The 25,102-nt window shown below is 64.9% G+C and carries 25 protein-coding genes; 10 read left to right on the forward strand and 15 right to left on the reverse strand.

The features are described 5' to 3' along the window. The first annotated feature begins 1 nt into the window (after nucleotide 1). From ACIGJE_RS02405 to ACIGJE_RS02420, 4 genes are all read left to right on the forward strand, one after another. Entirely contained in the window at nucleotides 2–2,467 is a 2,466-nt protein-coding gene (locus tag ACIGJE_RS02405) for a caspase family protein (protein ID WP_415087040.1), read from the forward strand. 11 nt (nucleotides 2,468–2,478) lie between these two features. Continuing rightward, nucleotides 2,479–3,558 (forward strand): ComEC/Rec2 family competence protein, encoded by a 1,080-nt coding sequence (locus ACIGJE_RS02410; protein WP_311934598.1) that lies wholly within the window; start codon nucleotides 2,479–2,481, stop codon nucleotides 3,556–3,558. Between the two features lie 235 nt (nucleotides 3,559–3,793). Continuing rightward, the gene (locus ACIGJE_RS02415; RefSeq protein WP_311934597.1) at nucleotides 3,794–4,774 is read left to right on the forward strand and encodes an aldo/keto reductase; all 981 of its coding nucleotides are present in this window, start codon (nucleotides 3,794–3,796) and stop codon (nucleotides 4,772–4,774) included. 152 nt (nucleotides 4,775–4,926) lie between these two features. Beyond that, the gene (locus tag ACIGJE_RS02420; RefSeq protein WP_311934596.1) at nucleotides 4,927–5,754 is read left to right on the forward strand and encodes an aldo/keto reductase; all 828 of its coding nucleotides are present in this window, start codon (nucleotides 4,927–4,929) and stop codon (nucleotides 5,752–5,754) included. Between the two features lie 162 nt (nucleotides 5,755–5,916). Here the strand turns inward: ACIGJE_RS02420 and ACIGJE_RS02425 are convergent, their stop codons facing one another. Continuing rightward, entirely contained in the window at nucleotides 5,917–7,236 is a 1,320-nt protein-coding gene (locus ACIGJE_RS02425; RefSeq protein WP_483679228.1) for an LLM class flavin-dependent oxidoreductase, read from the reverse strand. 208 nt (nucleotides 7,237–7,444) lie between these two features. Here ACIGJE_RS02425 and ACIGJE_RS02430 point away from each other — a divergent pair, with 208 nt between their 5' ends. Beyond that, complete coding sequence (locus ACIGJE_RS02430) at nucleotides 7,445–7,795, forward strand: GFA family protein (protein ID WP_068294685.1); 351 nt, start codon at nucleotides 7,445–7,447, stop codon at nucleotides 7,793–7,795. Between the two features lie 196 nt (nucleotides 7,796–7,991). On the opposite strand, the gene ACIGJE_RS02435 is transcribed toward ACIGJE_RS02430, so the two are convergent. From ACIGJE_RS02435 to ACIGJE_RS02445, 3 genes are all read right to left on the reverse strand, one after another. Continuing rightward, complete coding sequence (locus ACIGJE_RS02435; protein WP_483679230.1) at nucleotides 7,992–8,867, reverse strand: phytanoyl-CoA dioxygenase family protein; 876 nt, start codon at nucleotides 8,865–8,867, stop codon at nucleotides 7,992–7,994. 30 nt (nucleotides 8,868–8,897) lie between these two features. Next, a complete protein-coding gene (locus tag ACIGJE_RS02440; protein WP_483679232.1) occupies nucleotides 8,898–10,562 on the reverse strand; it encodes a GSCFA domain-containing protein in 1,665 nt (554 codons plus the stop codon). 250 nt (nucleotides 10,563–10,812) lie between these two features. Beyond that, the gene (locus ACIGJE_RS02445; RefSeq protein WP_367626679.1) at nucleotides 10,813–12,129 is read right to left on the reverse strand and encodes a S41 family peptidase; all 1,317 of its coding nucleotides are present in this window, start codon (nucleotides 12,127–12,129) and stop codon (nucleotides 10,813–10,815) included. A gap of 135 nt (nucleotides 12,130–12,264) precedes the next feature. On the opposite strand from ACIGJE_RS02445, the gene ACIGJE_RS02450 reads away from it, so the two are divergent. Together ACIGJE_RS02450 and yddG are read left to right on the forward strand one after the other, a co-directional pair. Continuing rightward, nucleotides 12,265–12,699: a group III truncated hemoglobin gene (locus ACIGJE_RS02450; protein WP_311934591.1), complete on the forward strand. Its 435-nt coding sequence runs from the start codon at nucleotides 12,265–12,267 to the stop codon at nucleotides 12,697–12,699. Nucleotides 12,700–12,848: 149 nt separating this feature from the next. After that, complete coding sequence (gene yddG / locus ACIGJE_RS02455) at nucleotides 12,849–13,739, forward strand: aromatic amino acid exporter YddG (RefSeq protein WP_483679234.1); 891 nt, start codon at nucleotides 12,849–12,851, stop codon at nucleotides 13,737–13,739. Between the two features lie 75 nt (nucleotides 13,740–13,814). Here yddG and ACIGJE_RS02460 read toward each other — a convergent pair whose 3' ends face one another. The 7 genes from ACIGJE_RS02460 to ACIGJE_RS02490 all read right to left on the reverse strand — a co-directional run bounded on the left by ACIGJE_RS02460 (nucleotide 13,815) and on the right by ACIGJE_RS02490 (nucleotide 18,046). Further along, nucleotides 13,815–14,225 (reverse strand): acyl-CoA thioesterase, encoded by a 411-nt coding sequence (locus tag ACIGJE_RS02460; protein ID WP_311934589.1) that lies wholly within the window; start codon nucleotides 14,223–14,225, stop codon nucleotides 13,815–13,817. A 175-nt stretch (nucleotides 14,226–14,400) separates the two neighbouring features. Beyond that, the gene (locus ACIGJE_RS02465; protein WP_415087052.1) at nucleotides 14,401–14,898 is read right to left on the reverse strand and encodes an RNA pyrophosphohydrolase; all 498 of its coding nucleotides are present in this window, start codon (nucleotides 14,896–14,898) and stop codon (nucleotides 14,401–14,403) included. After that, nucleotides 14,898–15,401: an RNA pyrophosphohydrolase gene (locus tag ACIGJE_RS02470; protein WP_367626683.1), complete on the reverse strand. Its 504-nt coding sequence runs from the start codon at nucleotides 15,399–15,401 to the stop codon at nucleotides 14,898–14,900. The genes ACIGJE_RS02465 and ACIGJE_RS02470 overlap by 1 nt, the downstream gene beginning before the upstream one ends. A gap of 36 nt (nucleotides 15,402–15,437) precedes the next feature. Beyond that, entirely contained in the window at nucleotides 15,438–16,031 is a 594-nt protein-coding gene (locus tag ACIGJE_RS02475) for a DsbE family thiol:disulfide interchange protein (RefSeq protein WP_367626684.1), read from the reverse strand. Continuing rightward, nucleotides 16,028–16,231 (reverse strand): heme exporter protein CcmD, encoded by a 204-nt coding sequence (gene ccmD / locus ACIGJE_RS02480; RefSeq protein WP_367626685.1) that lies wholly within the window; start codon nucleotides 16,229–16,231, stop codon nucleotides 16,028–16,030. Before ccmD ends, ACIGJE_RS02475 begins: the two co-directional genes overlap by 4 nt. A gap of 1 nt (nucleotide 16,232) precedes the next feature. Then, nucleotides 16,233–16,991: a heme ABC transporter permease gene (locus ACIGJE_RS02485; protein WP_367626686.1), complete on the reverse strand. Its 759-nt coding sequence runs from the start codon at nucleotides 16,989–16,991 to the stop codon at nucleotides 16,233–16,235. A 281-nt stretch (nucleotides 16,992–17,272) separates the two neighbouring features. Continuing rightward, on the reverse strand, nucleotides 17,273–18,046 hold the full coding sequence (locus ACIGJE_RS02490) for an SDR family oxidoreductase (RefSeq protein ID WP_311934584.1): 774 nt from the start codon (nucleotides 18,044–18,046) through the stop codon (nucleotides 17,273–17,275). Between the two features lie 121 nt (nucleotides 18,047–18,167). On the opposite strand from ACIGJE_RS02490, the gene ACIGJE_RS02495 reads away from it, so the two are divergent. Continuing rightward, complete coding sequence (locus ACIGJE_RS02495) at nucleotides 18,168–19,073, forward strand: LysR family transcriptional regulator (protein ID WP_311934583.1); 906 nt, start codon at nucleotides 18,168–18,170, stop codon at nucleotides 19,071–19,073. 51 nt (nucleotides 19,074–19,124) lie between these two features. Here ACIGJE_RS02495 and ccmB read toward each other — a convergent pair whose 3' ends face one another. The 3 genes from ccmB to ACIGJE_RS02510 are packed head-to-tail and all read right to left on the reverse strand — an operon-like array spanning nucleotide 19,125 to nucleotide 21,375. Continuing rightward, on the reverse strand, nucleotides 19,125–19,793 hold the full coding sequence (ccmB, locus tag ACIGJE_RS02500) for a heme exporter protein CcmB (protein ID WP_311934582.1): 669 nt from the start codon (nucleotides 19,791–19,793) through the stop codon (nucleotides 19,125–19,127). Next, nucleotides 19,790–20,410 (reverse strand): heme ABC exporter ATP-binding protein CcmA, encoded by a 621-nt coding sequence (ccmA, locus tag ACIGJE_RS02505; RefSeq protein WP_483679238.1) that lies wholly within the window; start codon nucleotides 20,408–20,410, stop codon nucleotides 19,790–19,792. Before ccmA ends, ccmB begins: the two co-directional genes overlap by 4 nt. Next, nucleotides 20,407–21,375: a KpsF/GutQ family sugar-phosphate isomerase gene (locus ACIGJE_RS02510; RefSeq protein ID WP_311934678.1), complete on the reverse strand. Its 969-nt coding sequence runs from the start codon at nucleotides 21,373–21,375 to the stop codon at nucleotides 20,407–20,409. Before ACIGJE_RS02510 ends, ccmA begins: the two co-directional genes overlap by 4 nt. Nucleotides 21,376–21,484: 109 nt before the next feature. Between ACIGJE_RS02510 and ACIGJE_RS02515 the strand changes: the two genes are divergently transcribed. Both ACIGJE_RS02515 and ACIGJE_RS02520 read left to right on the forward strand, forming a co-directional pair. Beyond that, nucleotides 21,485–22,732: a lytic murein transglycosylase gene (locus ACIGJE_RS02515; RefSeq protein ID WP_367626183.1), complete on the forward strand. Its 1,248-nt coding sequence runs from the start codon at nucleotides 21,485–21,487 to the stop codon at nucleotides 22,730–22,732. Nucleotides 22,733–22,789: 57 nt separating this feature from the next. Next, entirely contained in the window at nucleotides 22,790–23,935 is a 1,146-nt protein-coding gene (locus ACIGJE_RS02520; protein WP_415087061.1) for an SGNH/GDSL hydrolase family protein, read from the forward strand. Between the two features lie 16 nt (nucleotides 23,936–23,951). Here the strand turns inward: ACIGJE_RS02520 and ACIGJE_RS02525 are convergent, their stop codons facing one another. After that, on the reverse strand, nucleotides 23,952–25,052 hold the full coding sequence (locus tag ACIGJE_RS02525; RefSeq protein ID WP_483679240.1) for a hypothetical protein: 1,101 nt from the start codon (nucleotides 25,050–25,052) through the stop codon (nucleotides 23,952–23,954). Nucleotides 25,053–25,102 lie beyond the last annotated feature (50 nt).

Below are 25,102 nucleotides of genomic sequence, written 5' to 3' on the forward strand. Positions count from 1 at the left end.
CATGAAACTCGCCGGCACCGATCCCGACAGGAATTTTGGCCTGGTCTATCGCGACGACGCGCTGGCAGCCGGCCCCGCCACCCATGTGCTGATCATCGGAGTCGGTGCCTATCAGTCGTCGCGCTTCAAGAAGCCGCTGACCTCCACCACCTTCTCGGCACGAGCCCTGGCGGATTGGTTCGTCGGGGACACGCCGGGCTTTCGTAACGAGGCCTGTCCGCTCGGCAGCCTCGCCCTCCTGCTCTCCGAGCCGGCAGCGGGCGGGGATCCCCGCGCCACCTATGCCGATGGACCGGTGCCACGCGCCAGCTTCGCCGCGTCGCGCGAGGCGGTACGGGCCTGGGTGAGGCGCATCAACACGCACAAGGACAATCTCGCCATCCTCTATGTCGCGGGCCATGGCGAGAGCCTGCTCTCCCGCACGGCCTTCCTCCTCGAGGACTATGCCATGGACGATCTCGACGCCACGGCCGGCATGTCCGAAGTCGAGCAGTTCATGTCCGCCCTGGAGAACGCCAAAGCCGTCTCCCAGCTTCTGCTGTTCGACTGCTGCCGCTCGGCGACGAATCTCGCTTTGCCCTGGAACGAGCCGTTCGGAAGCAAGTTGATTGCCCTGACCCGCGAAAACAGGGGACATGACGAGCCGAGCAAGCAATGGGTGATCGCCGCCACCGCGCTCGGAGAAGTCGCGGGAGGCCGCGTCAACAACACCACTTTGTTTGCCGATGCGCTGCTGAGCGCACTCGGCGGTGTCGCCGGCGATCCGGCCGAAGAGGACTGGCCGGTGCGCCCCGGCCCGCTGGTGGACAGCATCAGCCGCCTGCTCGAGCTGCACCGCCTGCCGGACGAGAAACCGCAGACGCCCGGTGGGCGCATCTCCGGTACTTTCGAGATCAGCTTCGCCGGCGAGCGGGCGGAAATCCCGGTCTATATTTCGATGGCCGAACCCGAGAACTGGCCCGAGAGCGATTTCACCGTCACCGCCGTCCCCGGCGGCGAGACGGCCTTCGAGGGCGCAACCGGAAAGCCGCCCTTCCAGCTCCTGAAATATCCCGAAGCCACCGCCATCAACGTCTCCGCCCGTCGTTTCGGCGCGGATATCGGCGGGGCCAAGGGCAAGGCGCGGGCGCCAGCCGTCTTCCTGGAAATCAGGCACAGTGCGACGCCGCCTCCCGCCGTAGTGGAAAAACTCGACCCGGGACGCAGCGCCGGCCCGGTCGCACGGCTGCTCATCAGCCTTTCCGGCCCCGTGGCGATCGCAGCCGGTGCCGTGGCCGAGGTTGCCGGGGCGAACGAGGCGAAGAAGAGCCCCAAACAGGTTGTCGTCGCCATCGGCGGCGCCACGCCCGTGGATGTCGGGCCTGGCGAACATGTCGTCACCTTGCGTACGCCCGATGGCCGGGTGGAGATCCAGAACGTCACGGTGGCCAAGGACGAGGTGCTGGAAGTGCGCTTCGCCATGCCGGCTTCGCCACATGAATGGCTCGGCCTGGCGACGGCGACCGGTGCCGTCCCGCCGTCTCCTCCCCCTGATCCGTCGCCTCCCGCTCCGGCGCCGGGCCTGGAAAGCTTGCGGCCGCGTCCATCGGCTGACGTCGACAGCTCGGCACCGCCCCTTTGGCAGCCCGGTTTTCCTCGGCCCGCCCCTCCGCCGGTGATACCCGTAATTGCCACCATCGCCGGCCATGTCGATTATGCGCTCGGCCTGCATGCGCTTGCCGATCCCCGCCTCGCCGCAGCCATAGACAATGACGACGGGCGGCTCGCGCAGGTTGGCCTGGCCGACGCCGCGGCCCATCGCTTCGCGCCGTTCGAAAGTAGCACCGACGATCGCCCGGTCTTCGTCGCGATCGAAGCCGGCCCGCGCCGCAATCTCGCCGTGGTGCCGAGCATCGCGGGGCGCTGGCGCCCCTATGTCCTCGTCGACAGGCAGGCGCCGCGCGAAAAAAGCATGGTCACCATCATCGCCGAAAACTCCATCTGGAGCGGCCTGATCGGCTTCCTGGCGGCGCGCGACGCCGAGGCCGGCAGCAGGCTCCTGGCCGGCGGGCTCCAGCAGGCCGTGATCGACGCGATGCAGGACAAGCTCGCCGATCCGATCGCGGCGCTGGCGGCCGCGCTGATCGCCGTCTCGGCCTCGTCGCCCGACCTCGAACGCCGCTGGGACCCCTGGCTCTTCAATCTCGCCAACTGGTTTCCGCTCATCCCGGACGGCCCGATCATCCTTGGCCGCCGCCTGTTGATGCGGGCCAGCACCGCCAAGCAGTTCGAACAGGCCAAGGCCCGGTTCCTGGAGGGTTTTTCGCGCGGCGCACCGCTCTATTCGCTGTCAGCGGACTGGCTGGCCCGCGGGCTCGAAAGCCTGCCGGATGAAAAGGCACTCGAAGCGCCGCGCCGCGCAGCCCGCGCCTTCGCCAACCGCATCGACTCGACCCAGGCCTTCACCGTGATCCGCCTCGGCGCTTGAAGGAGACTGCCATGCCGGTTTTCAGGCTCGCCATGCATCCGGCCTCCGAGGGCGATGCGCTGATGCTGAGCTGGGGCGAGGAAGACTCCCTCCATCGCGCCCTCGTCGATCTCGGCCGTACCAAGAATTATCGGGTGCTGAAGCCGCTGCTGCAGGCGATCGGCAGCTTCGAGCTCTTCGCCATCAGCCACATCGACGCCGACCACATCGAAGGCGCCGTGCCGCTGTTCGGGGAAACGGCGCTCCCCTTCACGGCGCGCAATGTCTGGTTCAACGCCCATGCCCAGCTCATCGCGGCGAGGGACCGGCTCGGTGACCGTGAAACCATGGGCGCCGGCCAGGCCGAGAAGGTCACGGCCGGCATCGTCGCCAGCCATTGGCCCTGGAACAGCCAGTTCGCCTCCGGCATCGTTTCCACGGACAGTCCGGAGGCGCGCGAAGCCCTGCCGCTCACCGGAGGGCTGAAGCTCACCCTGCTCTCTCCGACGGACCGCAAGCTCACGGACTTGCTGCCGGTCTGGGACAATGAACTGGCCAAGGCGCATCTGCGCACGGTGGACGAGGACCTGGTCGAGCAGGCCCTTGCCGATGGTCGCGAGATTCTCGGCGGCCTCAATGTCGATGCCCTGGCTTCGCGCGCCTTCGAACGCGATGGCACCAAGCCCAATGGCACCAGCATCGTGTTCATCGCCGAATTCGACGGAAGGCGCGTGCTGATGGCGGCGGACTCCCATTCCGATGTCATCGAGGCCGCGCTCGAGCGCCTCGGCCATAGTCCGGAGAACCCCTTGGCGCTCGACTGCCTCAAGGTTTCCCATCACGGCAGTAAGGCCAACACCTCGCCGGCCCTGCTGCGCCTGATCGACTGTACCTGCTTTGCCTTCTCGACCGATGGCAGCCGCCACGGCCACCCGGATGCCGAGACCATCGCCCGCATTCTCAAGAACGATCCCCAGCGCCGGAAGAAACTGGTGTTCAACTTCCGCCAGCCCAGCACGGAGCAATGGGACGACGAGGAATTGAAGAGACGCTGGCACTATGATTGCCTGTTTCCCGAAGCGGGCAAGGAAGGCATCGAGTTCGAGCTGTAAGGGCAAGAGTCGCGATTTGGCGGAGACATCGGTTGCGTCATCGGCGACACGCCCAGCCGGGTATCTCGCAACTGTGTGAATGCCGGCGAGCCATTCTGCCTTGCTTTGAAGCTGGACTTCGGCACCCGGCCGATTCACAATCGACCCAATCCATCGAGTAGCGGGATTAGTCGGTTCGCGTGGTCCTTCGGATGGCAACGCGCCCGAAATAGGTTTTCAGCAAGGAGTTTCATCCATGGATTACGTCAAGCTCGGCTCGACGGGCCTCGAAGTGTCACGCCTGTGCCTTGGCTGCATGACCTATGGCGATCCCAATCGCGGCAATCACGCCTGGACCTTGCCCGAGGAACAGAGCCGCCCCCTGATCCGCCAGGCCATCGAGGCCGGCGTGAATTTTCTCGATACCGCCAATACCTATTCGGACGGGACCTCCGAGGAAATCGTCGGCCGGGCCATCAGGGAGTTTTCGCGGCGCGAGGAGATCGTGCTGGCGACCAAGATCTTCTTCCGCACCCGTCCCGGCCCCAATGGCGAGGGCCTGTCGCGCCGCGCCATCCTGGCCGAGATCGACAACAGCCTCCGGCGTCTCGGCACCGACTATGTCGACCTTTACCAGATCCATCGCTGGGATGCGTCGACCCCCATCGAGGAAACGCTGGAGGCCCTGCATGACGTGGTGAAGGCCGGCAAGGCCCGCTATATCGGCGCCTCCTCCATGCATGCCTGGCAGTTCACCAAGGCGCTCTACACCTCCCGGCTGCATGGCTGGACCGAATTCGTCAGCATGCAGGACCATCTCAACCTGCTCTACCGGGAAGAGGAGCGCGAGATGCTGCCGCTCTGTCGCGACCAGGGCATCGCCGTGCTGCCCTGGAGCCCACTCGCCCGCGGCCGACTGACGCGCGACTGGAACGAGAGCAGCGAGCGCCAGCAGAGCGACAATGTCGGCACGGCGCTCTATGACGCGACCCAGGAAGCCGACCGCAGGGTCATCGAGGCCGTGGCCGCCATCGCCAAGGCGCGCGGCGTGCCGCGGGCACAGGTGGCTCTCGCCTGGGTGGCGCAGAAAAGCGGCGTGACCGCTCCGATCGTCGGCGCCTCCAAGCCGCATCATCTGAACGATGCCATCGCGGCACTCGATCTGAAATTGACAGGCGAAGAGATCGCTGCGCTCGAAGCCCCTTATGTCCCGCATGCGATCGCCGGCTTTCAGTGAGACCGATGGTTGCGCTTCGCTGACCAGACCTTAGATGAAGGATGGTGCCCCAGCGGCTGCATCCTTCATCCGGCGATCCGCCTCCCCTGGAATCGGACCGCCCCTCCGTTTTCATCCCTCCCTTCCCTTCGACGACTTCAGGAAAGAATCCCATGAGTCCGACCATCCGCTTCAATGACGGCAAGGAAATTCCCCAGCTCGGCTTCGGCGTCTGGCAGGTGCCGAACGAGGGCGCGAACGCCGCGGTGACGGCGGCGATCGAGGCGGGCTACCGCTCGATCGACACCGCTGCCATCTATGGCAACGAAGAAGGCGTGGGCGATGCGCTCGCCGCATCCAGCGTTCCGGTCAAGGACATCTTCGTCACCACCAAGCTGTGGAACGGAGACCAGGGCTATGACACGGCCCTGCGGGCCTTCGAGGCCAGCCTGAAGAAACTGCGCCTGGAGACGATCGATCTCTATCTCATCCACTGGCCGGTGCCTTCGCGCGATCTTTATGTCGAAAGCTGGAAGGCCCTGATCAAGCTGCGCGAGGAGGGGCTCGTCGCCTCCATCGGCGTCTCCAATTTCCAGATCGCCCATCTCGAGCGCCTGAAGGCGGAGACCGGCGTGGTACCGGCGATCAACCAGGTCGAACTGCATCCACGCTTCCAGCAGAAGGCCCTGCGCGCCTATCACGCCAAGGAAGGCATCGCGACGGAGGCCTGGAGCCCGCTTGGCCAGGGCACGCTGCTCTCCGATCCCACGCTGACGGCCATCGCCGAGAAGTACGGCAAGAGCACCGCCCAGGTGATCCTGCGCTGGCATCTCGACATCGGCAATGTCGTCATCCCCAAATCGGTGACGCCGGCCCGCATCGTCGAGAACTTCCAGGTCTTCGATTTCAAGCTGGCGCCGGAGGACATCGCCGCCATCGAGAAGCTCGACGATCCCAAGGGCAAGATCGGCCCGGATCCCGACACCTTCGCGATGGTGTGAGGGCGGGTTTGGGACGATAGTTGCGCTTGCATGAAAGAGCGCAGGATATGCAGGGTGTCAGCCTCCTGGCTGACATCCCGTTTGCCAGCAGGGGCTGCGTTTCCAAGATGTCAGCCAGGAGGCTGACACTCCAACCGCCCCGACTCTGCAGGAAATTTTCTCCTATCTGAAGAAGCGGTTTTCCGGCCGCGGCAGGCCGAGATTCTCGCGCAGCGTCCGCCCCTCATATTCGCGCCGGAACAGGCCGCGCTCCTGCAAGATCGGCACGACCTTGTCGACGAAGTCGTCGAGGCCACCGGGCAGATAGGGGAACATCACGTTGAAACCGTCGGAACCCTCGCTTTCAAGCCATTCCGCCATTTCATCGGCAATGCTTGCGGGCGTGCCCACGAAAGCGAGGCCCGCATAACCGCCCAGGCGCTGGGCGAGCTGGCGCACCGTGAGGCCCTCGCTTTCGGCCAGTTGCAGTACCCGTTCGCGACCGCTCTTGCTGGCATTGGTCTCGGGAATGGGCGGCAGCCGGCCGTCGGGATCAAAGCCCGAGACGTCATGGCCGAGCGCGATGGAGAGCGAAGCGATGGCACTGTCGTAGTGCACGAGGCTGTCGAGCCTGGCGCGCTTGGCCTTGGCTTCCTCCACGCTGTCGCCGACCACCACGAAGGCGGCCGGCAGGATCTTCATATGGTCCCTGTCGCGGCCAAGCCTGGCCATCCTGCCCTTGACGTCGGCATAGAAGCGGCGTCCCTCGGCGAGGTTGGGCGGCGCGGTGAACACCGCCTCCGCCGTTTCGGCCGCGAGCTGGCGTCCGGGCTCGGAAGAGCCCGCCTGCACGATCACCGGCCAGCCCTGCACCGGACGAGCGATGTTCAGCGGGCCGCGCACGGAGAGGTACTCGCTTTTGTGGCCAAGCACATGCAGCTTGTCCGGGTCGAAATAAAGGCCGCTTTCGACGTCGCGGATGAAGGCGTCGTCGGCCCAGCTGTCCCAAAGACCGGCGACAACGTCATAGAACTCCCGCGCCCGGCGGTAGCGCTCGTCGTGTCCCATATGATCGTCGAGGCCGAAATTGAGGGCCGCATCGGGATTGGACGTGGTGACGATATTCCAGCCCGCCCGGCCGCCGCTGAGATGATCGAGCGAGGCAAAGCGGCGGGCGACATGGTAGGGCGCATCGAAGGTGGTGGAGGCGGTGGCGACCAGGCCGATATGCTCGGTGACGGCCGACAGGGCCGACAGCAGGGTAAAGGGCTCGAACGACGTCACCGTATGGCTGCGCTTGAGCGCCTCCACCGGCATGTTGAGCACGGCGAGATGGTCGGCCATGAAGAAAGCGTCGAAGCGGGCGCTTTCGAGGCGCTGGGCCAGGTGCTTGAGATGGGCGAAGTTGAAATTGGCGTCGGGCCAGGCGCCCGGATAGCGCCAAGCTCCGGTATGAATGCTCGCCGGGCGCATGAAAGCGCCGAGCCGCAATTGGCGGGCCATGAAGATCTCCCATGAAAGGGCAGGCCGGGTCCGCAAGGCCCGGGCGAGCAAATCACTCAGAATATAGAGTGTGTATGGTTTTGATGTCTGCCAAGGCCCGGCGCAAACAAAAGGAAGTCCCCTTCCCGACACCGGAACAGGATCCCCGAATCCCTCGCCACGGGCTATGCTTGGCGCCCTGCACACAACCATCCCGGGAGGACGAGACATGAGCTTCGAAGGCAGTTGTCATTGCGGCGCAGTTTCCTTCACGGCCGAAGCCGACGCGCCGACCAGCGCCGTGAGCTGCAATTGCTCCTATTGCCGCCGCAAGGGCTCGCTCCTGGCCTTCCTGCCGGCCGAAGCGGTGACCATCTCCGCCGACCCGGCGAGACTCAAGACCTACCAGTTCAACAAGCACCGCATCGAACACCAGTTCTGCGAGACCTGCGGCACTCAGGCTTTTGCCAAGGCAAAGCGGCCCGACGGGGCGGCCATGGTGGCGATCAATCTGCGCTGCGTGCCGGCCATCGACCTTGATGCGCTCGAGATTCACAAATTCGATGGCGCGAGCACCTAGCGCAAAGCGCGTTCAAGCGTGAACGCTCAGTTGCCCTAACTCCTTGTTCCCAAGCCAATCCAAAGGATTGGCTTGGGCGTCTTTGCGATTCTTGGTGATTCCGCCAGATCGCAAAACGCTTTAGCGCCAGCCCATCGCCCTCATGCACTGACAGACGCGGCAAGCGGCCCTCTTACGCGAGACAGGCCCCACGTCTTCATGCCGGAGCACCTGATTGCGCGAGTTCCTTGTTTCGGCGCGCCTTTGCGTTTCGCGGCGAGACGGTCAATCCAGGCGTTTCCGGTTCGTGGGCCGGCCTCGACGACGGCGACGCAGACAGCGGCCACCCTTCCCAGAAGTCCGCGGTGTGGGGCTCGTCGGCCTGGTCGAGCCAGTCGTCACGGTAGTAGTCCGCGAGCAAGGCATAGCGAACCTTGTCGGTCCGGTTCGTCGTCGGCGTGTGCAACAGGCGATGATGCCACAGCACCAGGGTGCCGCGCGGCCCCGGCAGCATCACATGACGGCAACGGGCCTCCGCCTCCAGGCGCAAGGCTTCGACATTGTCGAGCAATTTGTAGGAAGCGCGACCGGCAAATGCCTTCGCCATGATGTAATGGCTCCCTTCCCAGACGCTGAAGGCGCCGCCATCTTCGGCAACGTCGTCGAGATAGAGGACGGCATTCACCTGGAAGGGATGGGCATCCATCCCGCCTTTGATCGTGTCGCTCGACTGCGGGGTCGGAAAGATCGGATAGAGGCCGCGCGTCGCATGGCGGCCGACGCAGCGTTCGCCGATCAGGCTGCGCACGGCCGACATCACCGGGCCGTTGCCATACATCATGCGGATCAGTTCGGGATGCCGGAACACATTGTCCTTGAACTTCAGCCGGCCGCGGCGTTTGGCGAGCGTGGCGGACCGGCAATCGTCCTCGATCTCACCGATCCAGGTCCTGGGATCGTCGCGGTCGAAATGGCTGTCGATCTGGCTCCATGTCAGGTTGATCGCCCAGTTCGTCCATTTGGCGTCCAGGTCTATCTGGACGGTGCAATAGCCCTTGTCGACGAATGAGTTCTTCTGAACTTCGCTTAGCATAGGCGCCCCCAAGCTCCTGCTTCAAATCAATTACGCACCGACCAGTTCGCCGATCCTGTCCTTCAGTTTGTTGTAGCGGCGGTTTTCGCTTGGCGTTGCCGGCTCCGCCTGTTCGAAGCTCTGCCTGGCGGCGACAAGGTCACCACGCGATAGATGCGCCTCGGCACAGAGGATATGGCCAAGGGCCGATTTGGGATTGTCGACCAGCGCAAGCTCCAGCAGTTCCAGCGCGCGCCCAACCGAGGATTGCGCCAACAAGGCGCGCGCCACATGGATCCGCGCCTGCGAGGCATGCTTGGGGAGAGCGCGCGACCAGCCACTCAGCGTGGTCTCCAGCGCGGCGACATCGCCATTGTTTCCTTCCGCCTCGACCCGAAGCGACCAGTAGCGGCTCGATCGCGCTTCCTCCAGCTTCGGATCATAGAGGATGTCCAGCGCCTCCCGGTTGCGCTTGAGCATCAACAGGGCACGCGCCTTCGCCATCTTGATCCGCTCGGAGCGGGCATCGGTCAGCGATGCGATCTCCAGCGCCTTGGCGGCCTGCTTCTGCTCGACCAGCCACTCGATGTGCTCGGTCGCAAAGGTCGGCGACTTCTCCGACCACTCGCCGAACTCGGAGAAGAAGCGCGCCGCCGAACTCGGATCACCCTTGCGCGCCTCGACGGCATGCAAATGCGCCGCCGATGCCCCGCCCGCCTCGATACTGGCCTGGGCGCTCTCCAGGCTGTCGCCGCCCACGCCGCCTGCGTCGAAATGCCGGACCAGGCGGTCGACATTATGAGCGATCAGCGTCTCGCTCACATGGGTAAAATCATTCATCCAGGCAATCTGCCGGTCGCTCTGGAGCACGGATTCATAGCTGGGGAAGTAGTGCACATTGTCGTAGCGCGCGACCATTTCCTCGGTGACCGTACGCAGGACAGACTTGCTGTAGCAATTTGCCACCATCACGTCCTCGGGACGGTGCGTAATTCCGAGCGCCACCGGCGATACGCTCATCAGGATGACCGCGTCGCTTCGCCCATATTTGCGCAAGAGGCCCAAGGCCCGGTCGCAATAATCCAGCGTCTCGTCATGAGAGAGCACGTGAAGCTCGAAGCGCTCGGGATAGCGGCGGACCAGCGGCGGTGGCGGCAAACTGTTGAGATAGGTAGCTGCCACATTGTCGTACCAGACTTCGACCAGGCCGAGCGTGACGATGATCAGCTTGCAGTCCTTGAAACTGCCATAGGCCTTGGTGATGGCCGAGCGTCGGCGCAGCACCGTCTCCCGGGGCGCGGGTTGCACATTGTGGGTGACGTGCAAGTCGAGCCATTTGCCGGAGCCATATTCGACGATGGCCTGCTCGGCATCGAACTGCAATTCCCCGGTGGCCCAGCCCAATTCATTCCAGATGGACGGTGTGCTGAAATTGTTGAGCGCCCGAGGATGCACGCCCGCGAAGCTGCGATCGTCCATCAAATCCCGCATCGGCAGGCGATAGCCCGCGGTGGCAAGCCGGCCTTCCACATTGCGTGCGAAGCACGATCCAACGGTGAAGATCTTGTCACCCGGCTCCAGATCTAACTCAAAATCAAAATGCGGACTGGCAATCGGTTCCACTCGATTAGCAGCATTTCTCGACCCCCAGAAACTGTATTCATTCGCCTTACGAAGCTTGATTGCATCTACAGCAGACGATTTGTATAGCGGCACGGGACCTCTGATGATTTTGGTTGAACTGAGCTATGTTCTCCTGACTCGACGATTTCTATGAGTCCATGGAATGTTGCTCGGCGTCAAGAGACAGCTTTGTGACGATTTTGTGTCTGCCCGCGGGTGGCTTCCCGCCGCCGCCCCTGCACGCCACCGGCTCATATCGGCCATGGAACGCAGCCGATGGTTGCAGAACGACCTCCCCAGCGCGAAGCCGGGCGGCGCGTTTTTGCGTTCGAATCGCCGCCACTCAGTTCCCGGGAGGTCGCCACAATTCACTACGTTCGCGTTCCGTGCTGCGCAGCATGTCGAGGGCAATGCGAAGCTGGATGTCGTCGGTAGGATTGGGCGGCACATAGAGGGATGAGCCACTCTCGTCCTTGAGGCCCGTTCCCCTGAGATGACCTGTCAGGCCTGCTTCGCCGGGTGTGGCATGGCCGAGGCCGGCACCGGTCGGATCCTGCTGCCGCACGGCGATGTCGGGCTCGATGCCCTGAGCCTGGATCGAGCGGCCGAGCGGGGTATAGTAGCGCGCCGTGGTCAGCACCAGGGCGCTGTCGTCGGGCAGGCGGGTCACCGTCTGGATCGAGCCCTTGCCGAAGGAGCGCGTACCCAGGATGGTGGCGCGCTTGAAGTCCTGCAGGGCACCGGCGACGATCTCCGCCGCCGAGGCGGTGCCGCCGTTGATCAGCACCACCAGCGGCACGCCGCCGGTGATGTCCTCGCCATGGGCGATATAGACCTTCGACTGGTCGGGCTCACGCCCGCGGATCGATAGCAGCACCCCTTTGCCGATGAAGGCCGCCGACACCATGATCGCCGGATCGAGCAAACCGCCAGGATTGTTGCGCAGATCGAGAACGATGCCCTTCAAGGTGCCAGGCCGGAAGGCCGTCGGCAGGCGTTCCGCAACCCGCCTGAGGCTGTCGGGCGTCTGCTCGTTGAATTCCCGGATGCGGATATAGCCGACATCCTCACCCATCACCTCGAAGCGCACGCTCTCGGCCCGGATGATCTCGCGCATGAGGGTATAGGACAGCGGCACGGCATTGCCACGCCGCCGGATGGTCAGGGTGGCGGAACTGCCCACCGCTCCTTCCATGCGCTGCAGCATCGCTGCCGGGCTCAGCCCCCGGACGGTATCACCGTCCAGCTTGAGAATGATGTCTCCCGCCTTCAAGCCCGCCGTGGCGGCCGGCGTGGCATCCAGGACATGCTCCACCTTGACCAGGCCGCCCTGCACCTCGACCTCGAGACCAAGCCCGACGCGCTTGCCGGCAAGCTCCTGCTGCATGTCGGACATGGCTTTGGGATCGACATAGCGCGAATGGGGGTCGAGCTTCGACATCATGCCGCCGATCGCACCCTGGATCAGCACGTCCGGTGCGGGCTTGTCGACATAGGTGGCGAGCACCCGCTGATAGATCGCAATGAAACGACCAAGCTCGTAAAGTTGCTCGCGAGTATCGTTGTCCGGGTTTTCAGGGTCCGGCTGTTGTTGAGCCCTGACCGGAACTGCAATCAAACCAAGAAGAAGAACAGCTATCGCAAGTGGACGCATGCGCATGGCGGCCTCCACTCTTCCAATGATTTCTAATTACATGGTGATGCGGCATCCAAATGTCAGTAGCACCGCCGAAAAATAGCTGCTGCGACACCAGCGCATTGGTGCCGGCCTGTATTTTCCGGCATAGAGACAGCCATGGCAGCCAGCATCCATATGAGCGAGCCTGAGGGCACCGCGATCAGCGAGGCGATGATCGAACGCCTGGTCCACACCTTCTATGGCCGGGTGCGGCAGGACGATCTGATCGGGCCGATCTTCAATGCCAAGGTCGCCGATTGGGACGACCATCTCGCCAAGCTCTGCGCCTTCTGGTCATCGGTCATCCTGCGCAGCGGTCGCTATGACGGCCGACCGCTCCGGCCTCATCTGATGCTGCCGCTGGAAGGCCGGCATTTCGATCGCTGGCTCGATCTGTTCGAGCGCACCAGCCTCGATGTGCTGCCCCGCAATGCCGCCCTGCTCTTCATCGACCGCGCCCGCCGCATCGCCGACAGTTTCGAGATGTCGATCGGCACCCAGCACGGCGAAATCCGGCCGCCGCGGCACCAGGCGAGAAGGCTGCCGACTTAAATAGCGTTGCCGACCATCCTTGCTTCGCTCCCCTTGCAATGACGGCATCAGAATCACCTCCAACAGGCGTGGCGGCACGTCGCTCAAAAATCCCGGATGGCGCCTCTCTCGATTTTGCGGCATAGCAGGCGCAACCGAAAGAACCATCCATGCCCGCCAAACTGCTCGCCACCCTGATCGGCCTGATCGCCATCCTGCTCTGGTCCGTCCTCGCCCTGACCACCGCGCTCACTCACCGCATCCCATCCTTCGAACTGCTCGGGCTGACCTTCGCTGTAGCGACGCTGATGGGCGCGGCCTCCTGGCTGTTCCGCCCCGGCGCCACCGCGGCCCTGCGCCAGCCCTGGCCAGTCTGGGCGCTCGGCGTCGGTGGCCTGTTCGGCTATCACGCCGTCTATTTCGAGGCGCTCAAGCGGGCACCACCGGCCGAGGCCAGCCTGATCGCCTATCTCTGGCCGTTGTTGATCGTGCTGTTCTCCGCCATGCTGCCTGGCGAGCGGCTGCGCTGGTATCATGTTGCGGGCGCTCTGCTCGGTTTTGCCGGCGTCCTGGCGCTCGCCCTTGCAAAAGGCGTGGCGGGCTTCGAGATGGCCAATGCGCCCGGCTACGCGCTGGCGCTCGCCTGCGCCTTCATCTGGTCCGGCTATTCGGTGCTGTCGCGCCGCTTCAAGGCGGTGCCGACGGATGCGGTGGTCGGCTTTTGCGGGGTGACCTGCGTACTCGCCTTGGTCTGCCACGCCCTGTTCGAGACCACGATATGGCCCGATGCCAAAGAGTGGCTTGCCATCGTCGGGCTTGGCCTGGGACCGGTGGGCCTGGCCTTCTATGCCTGGGATCGCGGGGTCAAGCATGGCGACATCCGCCTGCTCGGCGTCGCTTCCTATGCCACGCCGGTGCTCTCGACGCTGATCCTGGTCGCCGTCGGCATCGCATCGCCGAGCCTGGCTCTGGCACTCGCCGTGCTGCTCATCGTCGGCGGGGCGCTCATCGCCTCACGCGACCAGCTTTTTCCCCCACGCAAACCGGCGGTGGAGGTATGAACCTCGGTTGGAATGCCGATCTCGCTCCATTACTTGACGGAGCCAAGGCGAGAGGATCGGCACTCCAGAGGCGCACTACCCCGCCGGCCTGCCGAGAAAACGCTCGATGATGGCGCTCGAAAGCCGCTTCGGGCGTTTGGTGGCCACATCCAGGCAGCACCAGCTCGACTTCACTTCGGCGAGCACTTCCTCGCCGCGTTTGATGATGATGCCGTAAAAGGCCTTCGCACCATGCACCTTCTCGAGAATGACGGTGGCGATCACATCGTCTTCGAGGAAGGCCGGCTTGCGATAGGTAATCTCATGACGCAGCGCCACCCAGGCGTGCTTCTTCAGCGCCTCGGCAGGCGCCAGGCGCTCCCAATGGCTGATGATCGCCGCCTGCACCCATTTCAGGTAGCTGGCATTGTTGACATGGCCCATGAAGTCGATATCCGAGCGATCGATACCGACGGTATAATCATAGGGCATGACGTTCCGAAACATCGCTTCCGCGCCTCCGCGCCAAAATCGGCATATGGGGACGCCACCTCTGAAATGCAGCCCCCATACAGCCCAAGTGCCATTGAAGCAGCATAGCTTGGCACAAGCATGGCACGGCGCCAATCCGTCCAATGGATCTACGCTGAACAGGGTGGGTCGGCGAAAGGTTCCCGGCTCGTCAGGCCCCGAACCCGGCAAAGGCCTGCGCCATGCGCAGATAGACCGGACGCTTGTGCGGCGTCACCAGGTCGGGCAGCCGCGCCAGCCTTTCCCAGCGCCAGCCGAAGAATTCCTGCGGCTCGCCGGTCGGCAGGTTGACGACGTCGATCTCGCTGTCCTGCCCCTCGAAGCGCAAGGCGGCCCAGCGCTGCTTCTGGCCGCGATAGGGCGATAATTTGTGCGGTGGCCCGTCATAAGGCGGGAAATCATAGGGCCACCATTCCTCCGTCACCGCAAGCAGGGAAGCGCTGCGGACGTTGGTCTCCTCCCAGAGTTCGCGCTTGGCGGCCGCGACGATGTCCTCGCCCTCGTCGATGCCACCCTGCGGGCACTGCCATTCGAAGCCCGGCACGATCAGTTCCGGCCCGGAGGTCTCGGCGCGGCCGACCAGCACCAGCCCCTCGGCATTGAACAAAGCGATGCCGACATTCGGCCGATAGGGTCTGGTCTGGTCCATCACGCCACCAGATGCCGGAAGGCCGCCACCACCTCGTCGTAGACGCCGCGCTTGAACGGCACGATCAGGCCAGGCAAGGCGGTCAGATCTTCCCAGCGCCAATCCTCGAACTCGGCCTTGTGCTTGCCGCCAGCCGGCCTGAGCACGTCGATCTCGCTGTCGGGGCCGGTGAAGCGGAAGGCGAACCATTTCTGGGTCTGGCCGCGATAGCGCGCCGTCCAGCCGCCGCCGACGGCCTCGGCCGGCAGGTCGTAGGAATACCAGTCCGGCGCCTCGGCCAGAAAGGCGATCGAACGCACATTGGTCTCCTCATGGAGCTCGCGGATCGCCGCCTCGCGCGGGTCCTCGCCCTCGTCGATGCCGCCCTGCGGCATCTGCCATTCGAAGCTATCGGGCGCGCTGCCGGTGCGCGGTTTGCGGCGGCCAACGAAGACCTGGCCTTGCGCGTTGAACAGCGCCGCGCCGGCGCAAGGGCGGTAGGGAAGCTTGGAGCGGTCGGTCATTGCGGGCCCGGAATGTCGCAGATTGGGAATAGCAGCTCAGGACTTGGAGGCGGCCTCGATCGCAGGCAGCAACCTGGTCTTGAGGCTGTCCTCGCTCAGCGGGCCGACGATCTTGTCGACGATCTCCCCCTTGCCATTGACCACGAAGGTCTCCGGCACGCCATAGACGCCCCAGTCGATGGCGGAGCGGCCGTTCACGTCGACGCCGACAGCTGCATAGGGATTGCCGAAGGTGCCGAGATAGCGGCGCGCATTGTCGGGGTCGTCCTTGTAGTTGATCGCCACCAGGCGCCCCTTGCCGAGGCCGGCCAGCTTCATCAGCACCGGATGCTCGTCCCGGCAGGGGCCGCACCAGGAGGCGAAGATGTTGACCACGCTGACCCCACCCGATTTGAGATCGGCGGTGGCAAGGCCGGGGAGCGCCTTGCCATCCCGGACCAGTTCGGCCAGCGGCGGCAAGCTCATCTGCGGCACCGGCTTGCCGATCAAGGTGGAAGGCAGCGCCGAAGGGTCGCCGCCGGAGCGGAGCTGGTAGAAGAACAGGCCGGCGAGCGCCGCGAACACGATCAAGGGCAGAAACACCAGCGCACGGCGGCGCGGTGCCGGCGGCAGGGTCTGGCTGTTGCTCATGGCAATTGTCCGTCCGGCTTGGCGTCCCGGCGCGAGCGCCGACGAAGGCCCTGAGCTTCCAGGTCGGCCAAGGTTCTGTGCTGCGCCTTGTGATCCAGCACCACCCAGGCGATCAGCAGGACGATCACCGCGACGGCGAGGCCATAGGCCCAGACAATGAAGGCCCAATGCGGCCCGAGATCCATGCCGAACAGCACCATCTTACGCCTCCACCGGCAGCGAGGCGGTCATGGCCGGGGTGACGCCGGCCGCAGCCATCAGCCGCATGGTGCGGATGCGGCGACGCAGGATCTCGTTGCGCATCGCCGTCAGATGCAGCGTGACGAACAGCAGGGTAAAGGCCAGCGCCATGTCGAGCAGCGGCCACAGCATGTTCCAGGAATAGATGGTGGAGCCGCCGATGCGGAACACCGAGGCGCCCTGGTGCAGGGTGTTCCACCACTCGACCGAAAACTTGATGATCGGAATGTTGATGGCCCCGACCAGCACCAGCACGGCCGAGATCCGCGCTGCCTTGCTGGGATCCTCGATGGCGTGCCACAGCGCCATCAGCGCCAGATACATCAGGAACAGCACCAGCACCGAGGTCAGGCGCGCATCCCAGACCCACCAGGTGCCCCACATCGGCTGGCCCCAGAGCGAACCGGTGATCAGGCAGAGCAAGGTGAAGGCGGCGCCGATCGGCATGGCCGCCTTCATCGCCACTTCGGCGAGGGGATGGCGCCAGACCAGCACGCCGAGCGCCGAGAGCGACATCGCGCCCCAGCCGGCCATGGCGAGCCAGGCGCAGGGCACGTGGATATACATGATCTTCACCGTGGCGCCCTGCTGGTAGTCGTCCGGCGCGAGGGCCGCGCCATAGAGACCGGCGGCGAACAGCAGCACCGTCGCCCCTGCCAGCCAGGGCAGGAGGCGGCCGGCAAGGCCCATGAACAGGGTGGGGTTGGCATATTTCCACATGGGCTTGTTTTACCCGCGCCGGCGCGGCGAAACAATGACGCAGGAAACACAAATATCCGAGAGCCGCGCGCGAAGGACTTCCTCGATCCATGAGGAAGTCCTGCGTCGGCCGGGGACGGGCCGCTGCCGATTTCTACAGGTCCGGCATCATCACGATGTACCGAGCGCCAGCTTTGTCATTGCCGGGCCCGTCCCGGCAATCCAGTCGCTCCCGCGACACAACGAGTACCCGGCCGCTGGATACCCGGGTCAAGCCCGGGCATGGCAAAGGTTCGTCGTCCCTACTTGGTGGTGTAGCCGCCGTTGACCAGGATGGTCTGCCCGGTCATCCACCAGCCGTCGGAGACGAGGAAGCGGATATAGGGCACGATGTCCTCGATGTCGGTGAGGCCGGTCTTGGAGAACTTCGACAGGGCACCGGCGCTCTTGTGATAGGCGACGGCATCGGCACCCTCGGCCGGATAGAAGAAGGACGTATCCATCGGGCCGGGGCCGATGGCGGTCACCGAGATGCCGCGCTCGCCGAACTCCTTGGAAGCGGCCCTGGTGAAATGCTCCACGGGCGCCTTGGTGCCGGCATAGGCGGCATAGAAAGGCGTGAAGGCGCCGAGCAGCGAGGTGACGAGCGTGCAGATCTTGCCGTTGTCGTTGAGATGCTTGCCGGCCTCCTTGAGGAAGAAGAAGGCCGTCTTCGAGTTGACCGCGGTCATCTCGTCATATTCGGCCTCGGTGATCTCGACGAAAGGCTTCTTGAGCACCTTGCCGACGGTGTTGACCGCAATGTCGGGACGGCCGACGGCGGCGATCGTATCGGCAAACAGCTTCTCGACCGCACCGGCCGAGGTGAGGTCGCCCTGGAAGGCGACGCCCTTGGCACCGGTCGCATTGATGGCGGCGACGGTTTCCTCGGCCGAGGCCTTGGTGGCGGCGCTGTTGTAGTGGATGGCGACCGCCTTGGCGCCCTGCGCCGCCAGATCGCGGGCGAGCAGCCCGCCCAGATTCTTGGCGCCTCCGGCAATCAGCGCGACTTTTCCCTTGATGCTGTGATCGGCCATGTTGGACCTCCTTTCACGAGTGAAGCTTTATCGGAGGCCAGCTTATCGTCTTGAATTCCGATATAAAGCTACCCATTCGAACATGACATGTTAGGATCCTGTACTAATCTGGTATTAGGCCGTGGACCGCATCGACCTCTTCCGCATCTTCGTCCGTGTCGTCGACAGTTCGAGCTTCACGCGCGCCGCCAACACGCTGGGGCTGCCGCGCCCCTCGGTCTCGGCCGCCATCAAGGATCTGGAAGCGCGCATGGGTGCGCGCCTGCTGCATCGGACCACCCGCAAGGTCGCGCCCACGCAGGATGGCCTCGCCCTCTATGAGCGCTGCCTGCGCCTCCTCAGCGATTTCGAGGAAACCGAAAGCCTGTTCCGGCAGGCCGCCGTCGGCCCGGCCGGGCGCCTGCGCGTCGACCTGCCCGGGCGTATCGGCCGGCTGATCGTGGCACCGGCCCTGGCCGAATTCCTCGACCTCTATCCCGAGATCGACGTCGATCTCGGCGTGACGGACCGCACCGTCGACCTGGTCGAGGACAGCCTCGACTGCGTGCTGCGGGTCGGCCCTCTCAGCGATTCAGGGCTGATCGCCCGTTCCATCGGCGAACTGGCCCTGATCAACGTGGCGAGCCCGGCCTATCTCGCGCGCTATGGTGTGCCCCGCAGTCCCGAGGACCTCGACGGGCATCTGGCCGTCAACTACGCCTCCCCCAGCACCGGCCGGGTGGAGCCCTGGGAATGGCTGGAGCAGGGCGCCATCCAGACGCGTTCGGTGCGCAGCCGTGTGGTCGTCAATGGAGCCGAGGCCTATATCGCCTGCTGCCTGGCCGGTTTCGGCCTGATCCAGATCCCGGCCTATGACGTCAAGAGCCACCTGGCGGCCGGCGAACTCGTCGAAGTCATGCCGGACTATCGCGCCGCCTCCATGCCGATGACGCTGCTCTTCCCCCACCGGCGGCATTTTTCCCGCCGGGTGCAGCTGTTCGCGGACTGGCTCGAGGCCCTGCTCAAGCGCGAGGTCCTGATACGGTAGCTTCGAACTGCCCATCCGTCGTCGAGACCGCGCGAGGCAAAGAATCCAAGGCTATTCCAGCCCGAAGCGCAGGGCCCAGGCCGCCGCCACCGTGCCGAGCACGATGGAAAACAGCGTCATGGCCGAGAGCAGCAGGAAGGGCGGCAGGAAGGGCATCGGGCCGGTGATCGCGGCGGTCGCGGCGGCCACCCCGAAGATCAGCACGGGGATGGTGAGCGGCAGGATCAGGATGGAGATCAGCATGCCGCCGCGCCGGAGCGCCACGGTCAGCGCCGCGCCGATCGCACCGAGGAAGGTCAAAGCCGGCGTGCCCGCCAGCAGGGTCAGCGTCACGGCCGCAAGCCCCTTGCCGGGCAGGTTGACGAACAGGCCCAGCAGCGGCGTGGCGATGACCAGGGGCAGGCCGGTGGTCACCCAATGCGCCAACGCCTTCACCGCCACCGCCAATTCGAGGGGCTGGCCGCCGAGATGGATGAGGTCGAGCGAACCATCGTCGAGATCGGCCTGGAACAGGCGGTCGAGGCCGAGCAGCGTCGCCAGCAGGGCACCGAGCCAGAGCACGGCCGGGCCGATGCGGGTGAGCAGGTTGAGATCAGGGCCGACACCGAAGGGAATGACCGTCACCACCGCCAGGAAGAAGATGACGCCGACCGGCGCGCCGCCGCCGGCCCTGACGGCCAGCCGCAGCTCGCGCATGAACAGGGCTGCGAGCGCGCTCATGCCGCACCGATGGTGAGGGTGAGGCTCGGCGCCAGGCCGAGATCGCCATGGGTGGCGGCCAGGATGAGCCCGCCGCCGGCAAGATGCTCGCCCATCACCCCGGCAAGACGGGCCTGGGTGGCGGCGTCGAGCGCCGAGGTCGGCTCGTCCAGGAGCCAGACCGGCCGCCGCGACACCAGCAGACGGCACAGGCTGAGCCGGCGCTTCTGGCCGGCCGACAGATAGGCCGCCGGCAGGTCGATGAGATGCTCGATGGCGAAGAGATCGAGCGCATCCTCGACCGAGCGGTCGGCATCGCCGTAATAGGCGCGCCAGAAACCCAGATTCTCGCGCACGCTGAGCGAGGGTTTCAGGGCATCGGCATGGCCGCAATAATGCATGTGCTCGGCAGGCGACTTCTCGGCATCGCCTCCGACGAGGCGTATCGCCCCTGCCCGGCGCGGCACCAGGCCGGCGATCACCCGAAGCAGGCTGGATTTGCCGGCACCGTTGCGCCCCGTCACCGCCACGAGGTCGCCGGCACCGGCGGAAAAGCCGACCCCTTCGAACACCAGCCGTCCGCCCCGCTCGCAGGCGAGGTTCTCGATCGTCAGGCTGAGGGGCGGGGCATTGCTCACACGACGCCGATGTTCAGGAGGTCGAGCATATGGACGACACCCACGGGCCGCCCGCCTTCCACGGCGAACAGCACGGCGATGCGTCTCGTATCCATCACCTCCATGGCCTCGCTGACCAGGGCTTCGGGGCGGATGACCTTGGGCGTGCGTGTCATGATGTCGTCGACCCGCCGCGTCATCAAATCGTCGCTCATATGACGCCGGAGGTCGCCGTCCGTGGCGATGCCGACCAGCATGCCCGACGCGTCGAGGACGCCGACGCTGCCGACCCCCTTCTTCGACATCACCAGGATGGCTTCCGACATCAGTGTGCCCTCGGTGACCAGCGGCACCGCGTCGCCGGTGCGCATGACATCGCGCACGAATTTGAGCGAGGCGCCGAGCTTGCCGCCGGGATGGAAGACCCGGAAATCGGCGGCGGTGAAGCCGCGCGATTCCAGCATGGCCATGGCCAGGGCATCGCCGAGCGCCAGGATCATCAGCGAGGAGGTCGTCGGTGCCTGGCCGTTGGGGCAGGCTTCCTTGGCCTGGGGCAGGACCAGAGGCAGGTCAGCCGCCTTCGCCAGGGTCGAGCTCGCCACCGAGGTCACCGCGACCAGGGGCACGTTGAAGCGGGTGGCATAGTCGATGATGTCGCCGAGTTCGCGTGTCTCGCCCGACCAGGACAGAGCGATCACGGCATCGTCGGCCGTGATCATGCCGAGATCGCCATGGCTGGCCTCGCTCGGATGCACGAAAAAGGCCGGCGTACCGGTAGAGGCGAAGGTGGCGGCGATCTTCTTGCCGATATGCCCGGATTTACCCATGCCGGTGACGATGACGCGGCCCTTGAGGCCGGAAAAGCGCTCGATGCAGGCGCTGAACACCGGACCGAGATCGCCTTCGATCGCCTCCGCCAGCGCCTCCAGGCCGGCCCGTTCGGTTGCGAGGGTGCGCAGAGCCGATTGCTGCGCCGCCTTCAGCATGCGATCACTTTGGCCATCACCTTGTTTCAAACCTGCCTCGTCACGATTTGTTTCGCGGCGGTGTTTATCACAGAATCGGTAAAGAGAATCAGGATTCGGGAACGTGCCCATGCCATCGCCTTCTAACGTCATCGTGCGCACGGTGCGGCTCGGATCCATACAGGGGTTCACGATCCTCGGCCTGATGGTCCTCGGCCTGATGGTCCTCGGCTTGGCCTCGCCTGCCCGGGCCGACAGCTATTTGAACTTCGTCACCGCCCTGTGGCCGCGGGCCGAGAAGGCTGGTATTTCCCGTGAGACCTTCGATGCCGCCTTTGCCGGGCTCGGCGTCGATCCCAAGGTCGTCTCGCTGGCGGGCACCCAGCCCGAATTCAACCAGACCATCCGCGCCTATGTCGACGGCCGCCTGAGCGCCGACCGGATCGCCCAGGGCAAGGCAATGGCGCAACGCTGGAAATCCTGGCTCGACAAGGCCGAGGAGCGCTATGGCGTCGATCGCTATGTCATCCTCGCCATCTGGTCGCTGGAGAGCAATTACGGCGCCTCGCCCGGCAATTCCGACACCGTCCGCTCGCTCACCACCTTGGCCTGCTGTACCACCAAGCGCCCGGAACTCTTCCGCGACGAGTTGATCGACGCCCTCAAGATCCTGCAGGAGCACGACATCACGCCGCGCGGCATGACCGGTTCCTGGGCCGGAGCGCTGGGCCAGGTGCAGTTCATGCCGTCCAGCTTCCTCAAATATGCCGTCGACATGGATGGCGACGGCAAGCGTGACATCTGGAATGAAGAGCCCGACGTGATCGGCTCGATCGCCAACTACCTCAAGCTGCATGACTGGGATGCCGGCAAGCGCTGGGGTTATGAAGTCAAGCTGCCGGCCAAGTTCGATTTCACCGCTATCAACGCCCATGACGGTGGTCCCGCCGGCGCCTGGGCCAAGCTCGGCGTCGCCAGGGTCGATGGCAAGCCGCTGCCGGACGGCGACAAGGCCTGGCTGTTCCTGCCCGCGGGCTCCAAGGGGCCGGCCTTCCTGACCTTCCAGAACTATTGGGCAATCAAGACCTACAACATCTCCGATTCCTACACGCTGTCGGTCGGCCTACTCGCCGACCGCATCCGTGGCATTGCCTCGTTGAAAGGGCGCTGGCCGACGCAGGAGACCACGCTCAACCGGGCCCAGATCACCGCGATGCAGAAGAAGCTGAAGGCGCTCGGCTATCCGATCGAGACGATCGACGGCAAGATCGGCCCTGCGGCGCGGGCGGCCCTGCGCACCTGGCAGGCCAAGGCAGGGCTGGTGGCCGACGGCTATCCCACTCCGGCGGTGTTGCAGAAGTTGAGCGCCACGCCCTGATGCGTGATAGGCTTGCTTTTCGAGAGCGCCTCATTCCCGCGAAACCGGAGACCGGCCTTGAAGCAGCGCCTCCTCCTGATCGCCCTGTTCGTGCTGGCGGCCGTCGTGCTGTCGCAGCGCCATGTCCTGGCCCGCGACGGCGGAGGCGAGACGCCGGGCGAAGCCCTGCGCCAATATCAGGAAATGCAGAACAAGGTGCGCCAGCAGAATGCCCGGCCGGCGCCGGTCCGGCGGACCAAGGTCCGTGCTTCGCCCTTCGCCATGCCCAAGCCGGCCAAGGTCGCGCCGGCACCGGCCGTGCCGCCTTCCTCCTTCGTGCATGTCATCGGCGATTCCATGGCGGACCAGCTCGCCGCCGGGCTGGCGGACGTCCTGGACGACCGGCCCGATATCGCCATCATCCGCAATACCAAGGCCGATAGCGGCCTGGTGCGCAACGATTTCTACGACTGGAACAAGGGCATCGTCGACCTGCTCGCCGCCAACGCCCAGATCGATGCGGTCGTGATCCTGATCGGCTCCAACGATCGCCAGACCATCCGGGAGAACGGCGTCCGCCTCGAACCGCAGTCGGACGAGTGGGAGACCGCTTATCGCAAGCGCATCGACGCGCTGATCGCGCCCCTGAAAGCCCGCGGCGTCAAGATCTTCTGGGTCGGCCTTCCGCCGATGCGCAGCGACACCCTGAGCGCCGCCATGGTGCGTTTCAACAGCCTCTATCGCAGCCAGATCACGGCAGCAGGCGGGGTCTATGTCGACATCTGGGACGGGTTCGTCAATTCGGATGGTTCCTATGCTGCCAGCGGCACCGGGCTCGACGGCCAGCCGGCCCGCCTGCGCAAGGCCGACGGCGTGCATTTTTCCGATGAAGGTGCCAAACTGGCGGCGCATTTCCTCGAAAGCGATCTGCGGCGCCTGCTCGGCGAGGCCCCGCCGGCCCCGATGGTTGCGACGGCACCGGTCGCCGAGCCCACCTCCGAGACCCCCGGCGATTCACCGGCGGAAAAACCCGAATACGGGCCGGTCCTGCCGCTCGACGCCTATGAAACCGCGCCCGGCGGCCAGTTGCTCGGTGGCGGCGCCCCTAAACCGGGCGGCGCCGATCCCAGCGTCGCCAAGGTACTCGGACAGGGCGAGAGCCTTCCCCCGCGTGAGGGCCGCGCCGACGATTTTCGCTGGCCATCGCCGGTGGGAACGCCCTGAGAGCCAGCACTGCGGCTCAGGGCTTGGCCTGCTCGGCCTTGGCCACGGTGGTATCGAGCGTGTTGCGCACCAGGCGTTCGGAGAAGCCTGCGAGAAACGACCAGACCAGCAATTTGGCAAGCTCCGTCGACGGCAGCAGGATTGTGAGGCCGCTCGCCTCGGGTTTGCTGCTGGCGACCGTCGTATCGCCATTGGCCTCCTGGAGAACCGAAACCGTCGATAGCGACACGTCCGACAGCTTCGGAAAGATGGTGCCGCCGACGATCCCGCTGCGCATCAGGAAATAAAAGACCATCCCCCCCATCATGCCGACGAGCAGGCGCACGCGCAGCACATCGGGCCGGTAACTGTTCATGACCTGATCGAAACTCAGCGCGGGACTGTCCGTCTGGAATTGGGTGACTCGGCTGAAGAAGGCACCGAGCAGGCCGAAGGCCATCACCAGGCCGAAGCCGAACACGGGATTGGACGAGTAGAGGGTCCCGGGGCCTGTGGCCGGAGCCTGCCAAGTGGCGATGACCGCGAGAATGACGAAGGGCAGCACCGCGACGACCAGCAGGATACAGCCATAGCCGAGCAGCCGCCTCGCCACTTCCTTGCGCAATTCGCGCTTGTTGCGGGTATCGATGAAATCACGCTGAAGATCATCGAGCAGCGCCAGATAAGCCAGGCACTTCTTGGCAGCCTGGGCGGCGCCATTGGCAACCGCATCGCCATTGGTGTTCGGCTCGAAGAACTCGGCGCTCTTCTTATGGACGTCCAGATTGGACAGCCCCCGGCGTGCTGCCAGGGAGAGCAGGATCGGATATTCGATGTCGAGCTGTTCAGGCAGAAGATAACGCCCGACGATCTGGCTCGCCTCGTTGAGCTTCACCCATTCGGCCGGCCCCGACACCGTGGGAGGCGCCGGCGGAAACCGCGCATCGACAGCGGCCTTGTCGTCGGCGGTCAGGCCTGGATTGGTGGAAGCGATGTCCCACAACGTCCGCAAGGACGTCCATTCATGAGCAATGACTTCCGCGACTTTCGCGGCTTCCTCACACCCAGGGTCCCGCGGCGCCCAGATCTTGCCAAGCAACCCGATCGGCGACATCGATCCCCCGAAGGCACGGTTCATCACCGTCGCCTATAAGAGAGGAACGCCTGTGAAGCGTGCGTGAAACCGCT

Source organism: Labrys sp. E2SS-1L (assembly GCF_057073705.1).

What these genes read in the sequence shown, in the direction of transcription:
- ACIGJE_RS02405 (WP_415087040.1), top strand. Translation starts at nt 2, where the DNA reads ATGAAACTCGCCGGCACCGATCCCGACAGGAATTTTGGCCTGGTCTAT.
- ACIGJE_RS02410 (WP_311934598.1), top strand. Translation starts at nt 2,479, where the DNA reads ATGCCGGTTTTCAGGCTCGCCATGCATCCGGCCTCCGAGGGCGATGCG.
- ACIGJE_RS02415 (WP_311934597.1), top strand. Translation starts at nt 3,794, where the DNA reads ATGGATTACGTCAAGCTCGGCTCGACGGGCCTCGAAGTGTCACGCCTG.
- ACIGJE_RS02420 (WP_311934596.1), top strand. Translation starts at nt 4,927, where the DNA reads ATGAGTCCGACCATCCGCTTCAATGACGGCAAGGAAATTCCCCAGCTC.
- ACIGJE_RS02425 (WP_483679228.1), bottom strand. Translation starts at nt 7,236, where the DNA reads ATGGCCCGCCAATTGCGGCTCGGCGCTTTCATGCGCCCGGCGAGCATT.
- ACIGJE_RS02430 (WP_068294685.1), top strand. Translation starts at nt 7,445, where the DNA reads ATGAGCTTCGAAGGCAGTTGTCATTGCGGCGCAGTTTCCTTCACGGCC.
- ACIGJE_RS02435 (WP_483679230.1), bottom strand. Translation starts at nt 8,867, where the DNA reads ATGCTAAGCGAAGTTCAGAAGAACTCATTCGTCGACAAGGGCTATTGC.
- ACIGJE_RS02445 (WP_367626679.1), bottom strand. Translation starts at nt 12,129, where the DNA reads ATGCGCATGCGTCCACTTGCGATAGCTGTTCTTCTTCTTGGTTTGATT.
- ACIGJE_RS02450 (WP_311934591.1), top strand. Translation starts at nt 12,265, where the DNA reads ATGGCAGCCAGCATCCATATGAGCGAGCCTGAGGGCACCGCGATCAGC.
- yddG (WP_483679234.1), top strand. Translation starts at nt 12,849, where the DNA reads ATGCCCGCCAAACTGCTCGCCACCCTGATCGGCCTGATCGCCATCCTG.
- ACIGJE_RS02460 (WP_311934589.1), bottom strand. Translation starts at nt 14,225, where the DNA reads ATGTTTCGGAACGTCATGCCCTATGATTATACCGTCGGTATCGATCGC.
- ACIGJE_RS02465 (WP_415087052.1), bottom strand. Translation starts at nt 14,898, where the DNA reads ATGGACCAGACCAGACCCTATCGGCCGAATGTCGGCATCGCTTTGTTC.
- ACIGJE_RS02470 (WP_367626683.1), bottom strand. Translation starts at nt 15,401, where the DNA reads ATGACCGACCGCTCCAAGCTTCCCTACCGCCCTTGCGCCGGCGCGGCG.
- ACIGJE_RS02475 (WP_367626684.1), bottom strand. Translation starts at nt 16,031, where the DNA reads ATGAGCAACAGCCAGACCCTGCCGCCGGCACCGCGCCGCCGTGCGCTG.
- ccmD (WP_367626685.1), bottom strand. Translation starts at nt 16,231, where the DNA reads ATGGTGCTGTTCGGCATGGATCTCGGGCCGCATTGGGCCTTCATTGTC.
- ACIGJE_RS02485 (WP_367626686.1), bottom strand. Translation starts at nt 16,991, where the DNA reads ATGTGGAAATATGCCAACCCCACCCTGTTCATGGGCCTTGCCGGCCGC.
- ACIGJE_RS02490 (WP_311934584.1), bottom strand. Translation starts at nt 18,046, where the DNA reads ATGGCCGATCACAGCATCAAGGGAAAAGTCGCGCTGATTGCCGGAGGC.
- ccmB (WP_311934582.1), bottom strand. Translation starts at nt 19,793, where the DNA reads ATGAGCGCGCTCGCAGCCCTGTTCATGCGCGAGCTGCGGCTGGCCGTC.
- ACIGJE_RS02510 (WP_311934678.1), bottom strand. Translation starts at nt 21,375, where the DNA reads ATGCTGAAGGCGGCGCAGCAATCGGCTCTGCGCACCCTCGCAACCGAA.
- ACIGJE_RS02515 (WP_367626183.1), top strand. Translation starts at nt 21,485, where the DNA reads ATGCCATCGCCTTCTAACGTCATCGTGCGCACGGTGCGGCTCGGATCC.
- ACIGJE_RS02525 (WP_483679240.1), bottom strand. Translation starts at nt 25,052, where the DNA reads ATGAACCGTGCCTTCGGGGGATCGATGTCGCCGATCGGGTTGCTTGGC.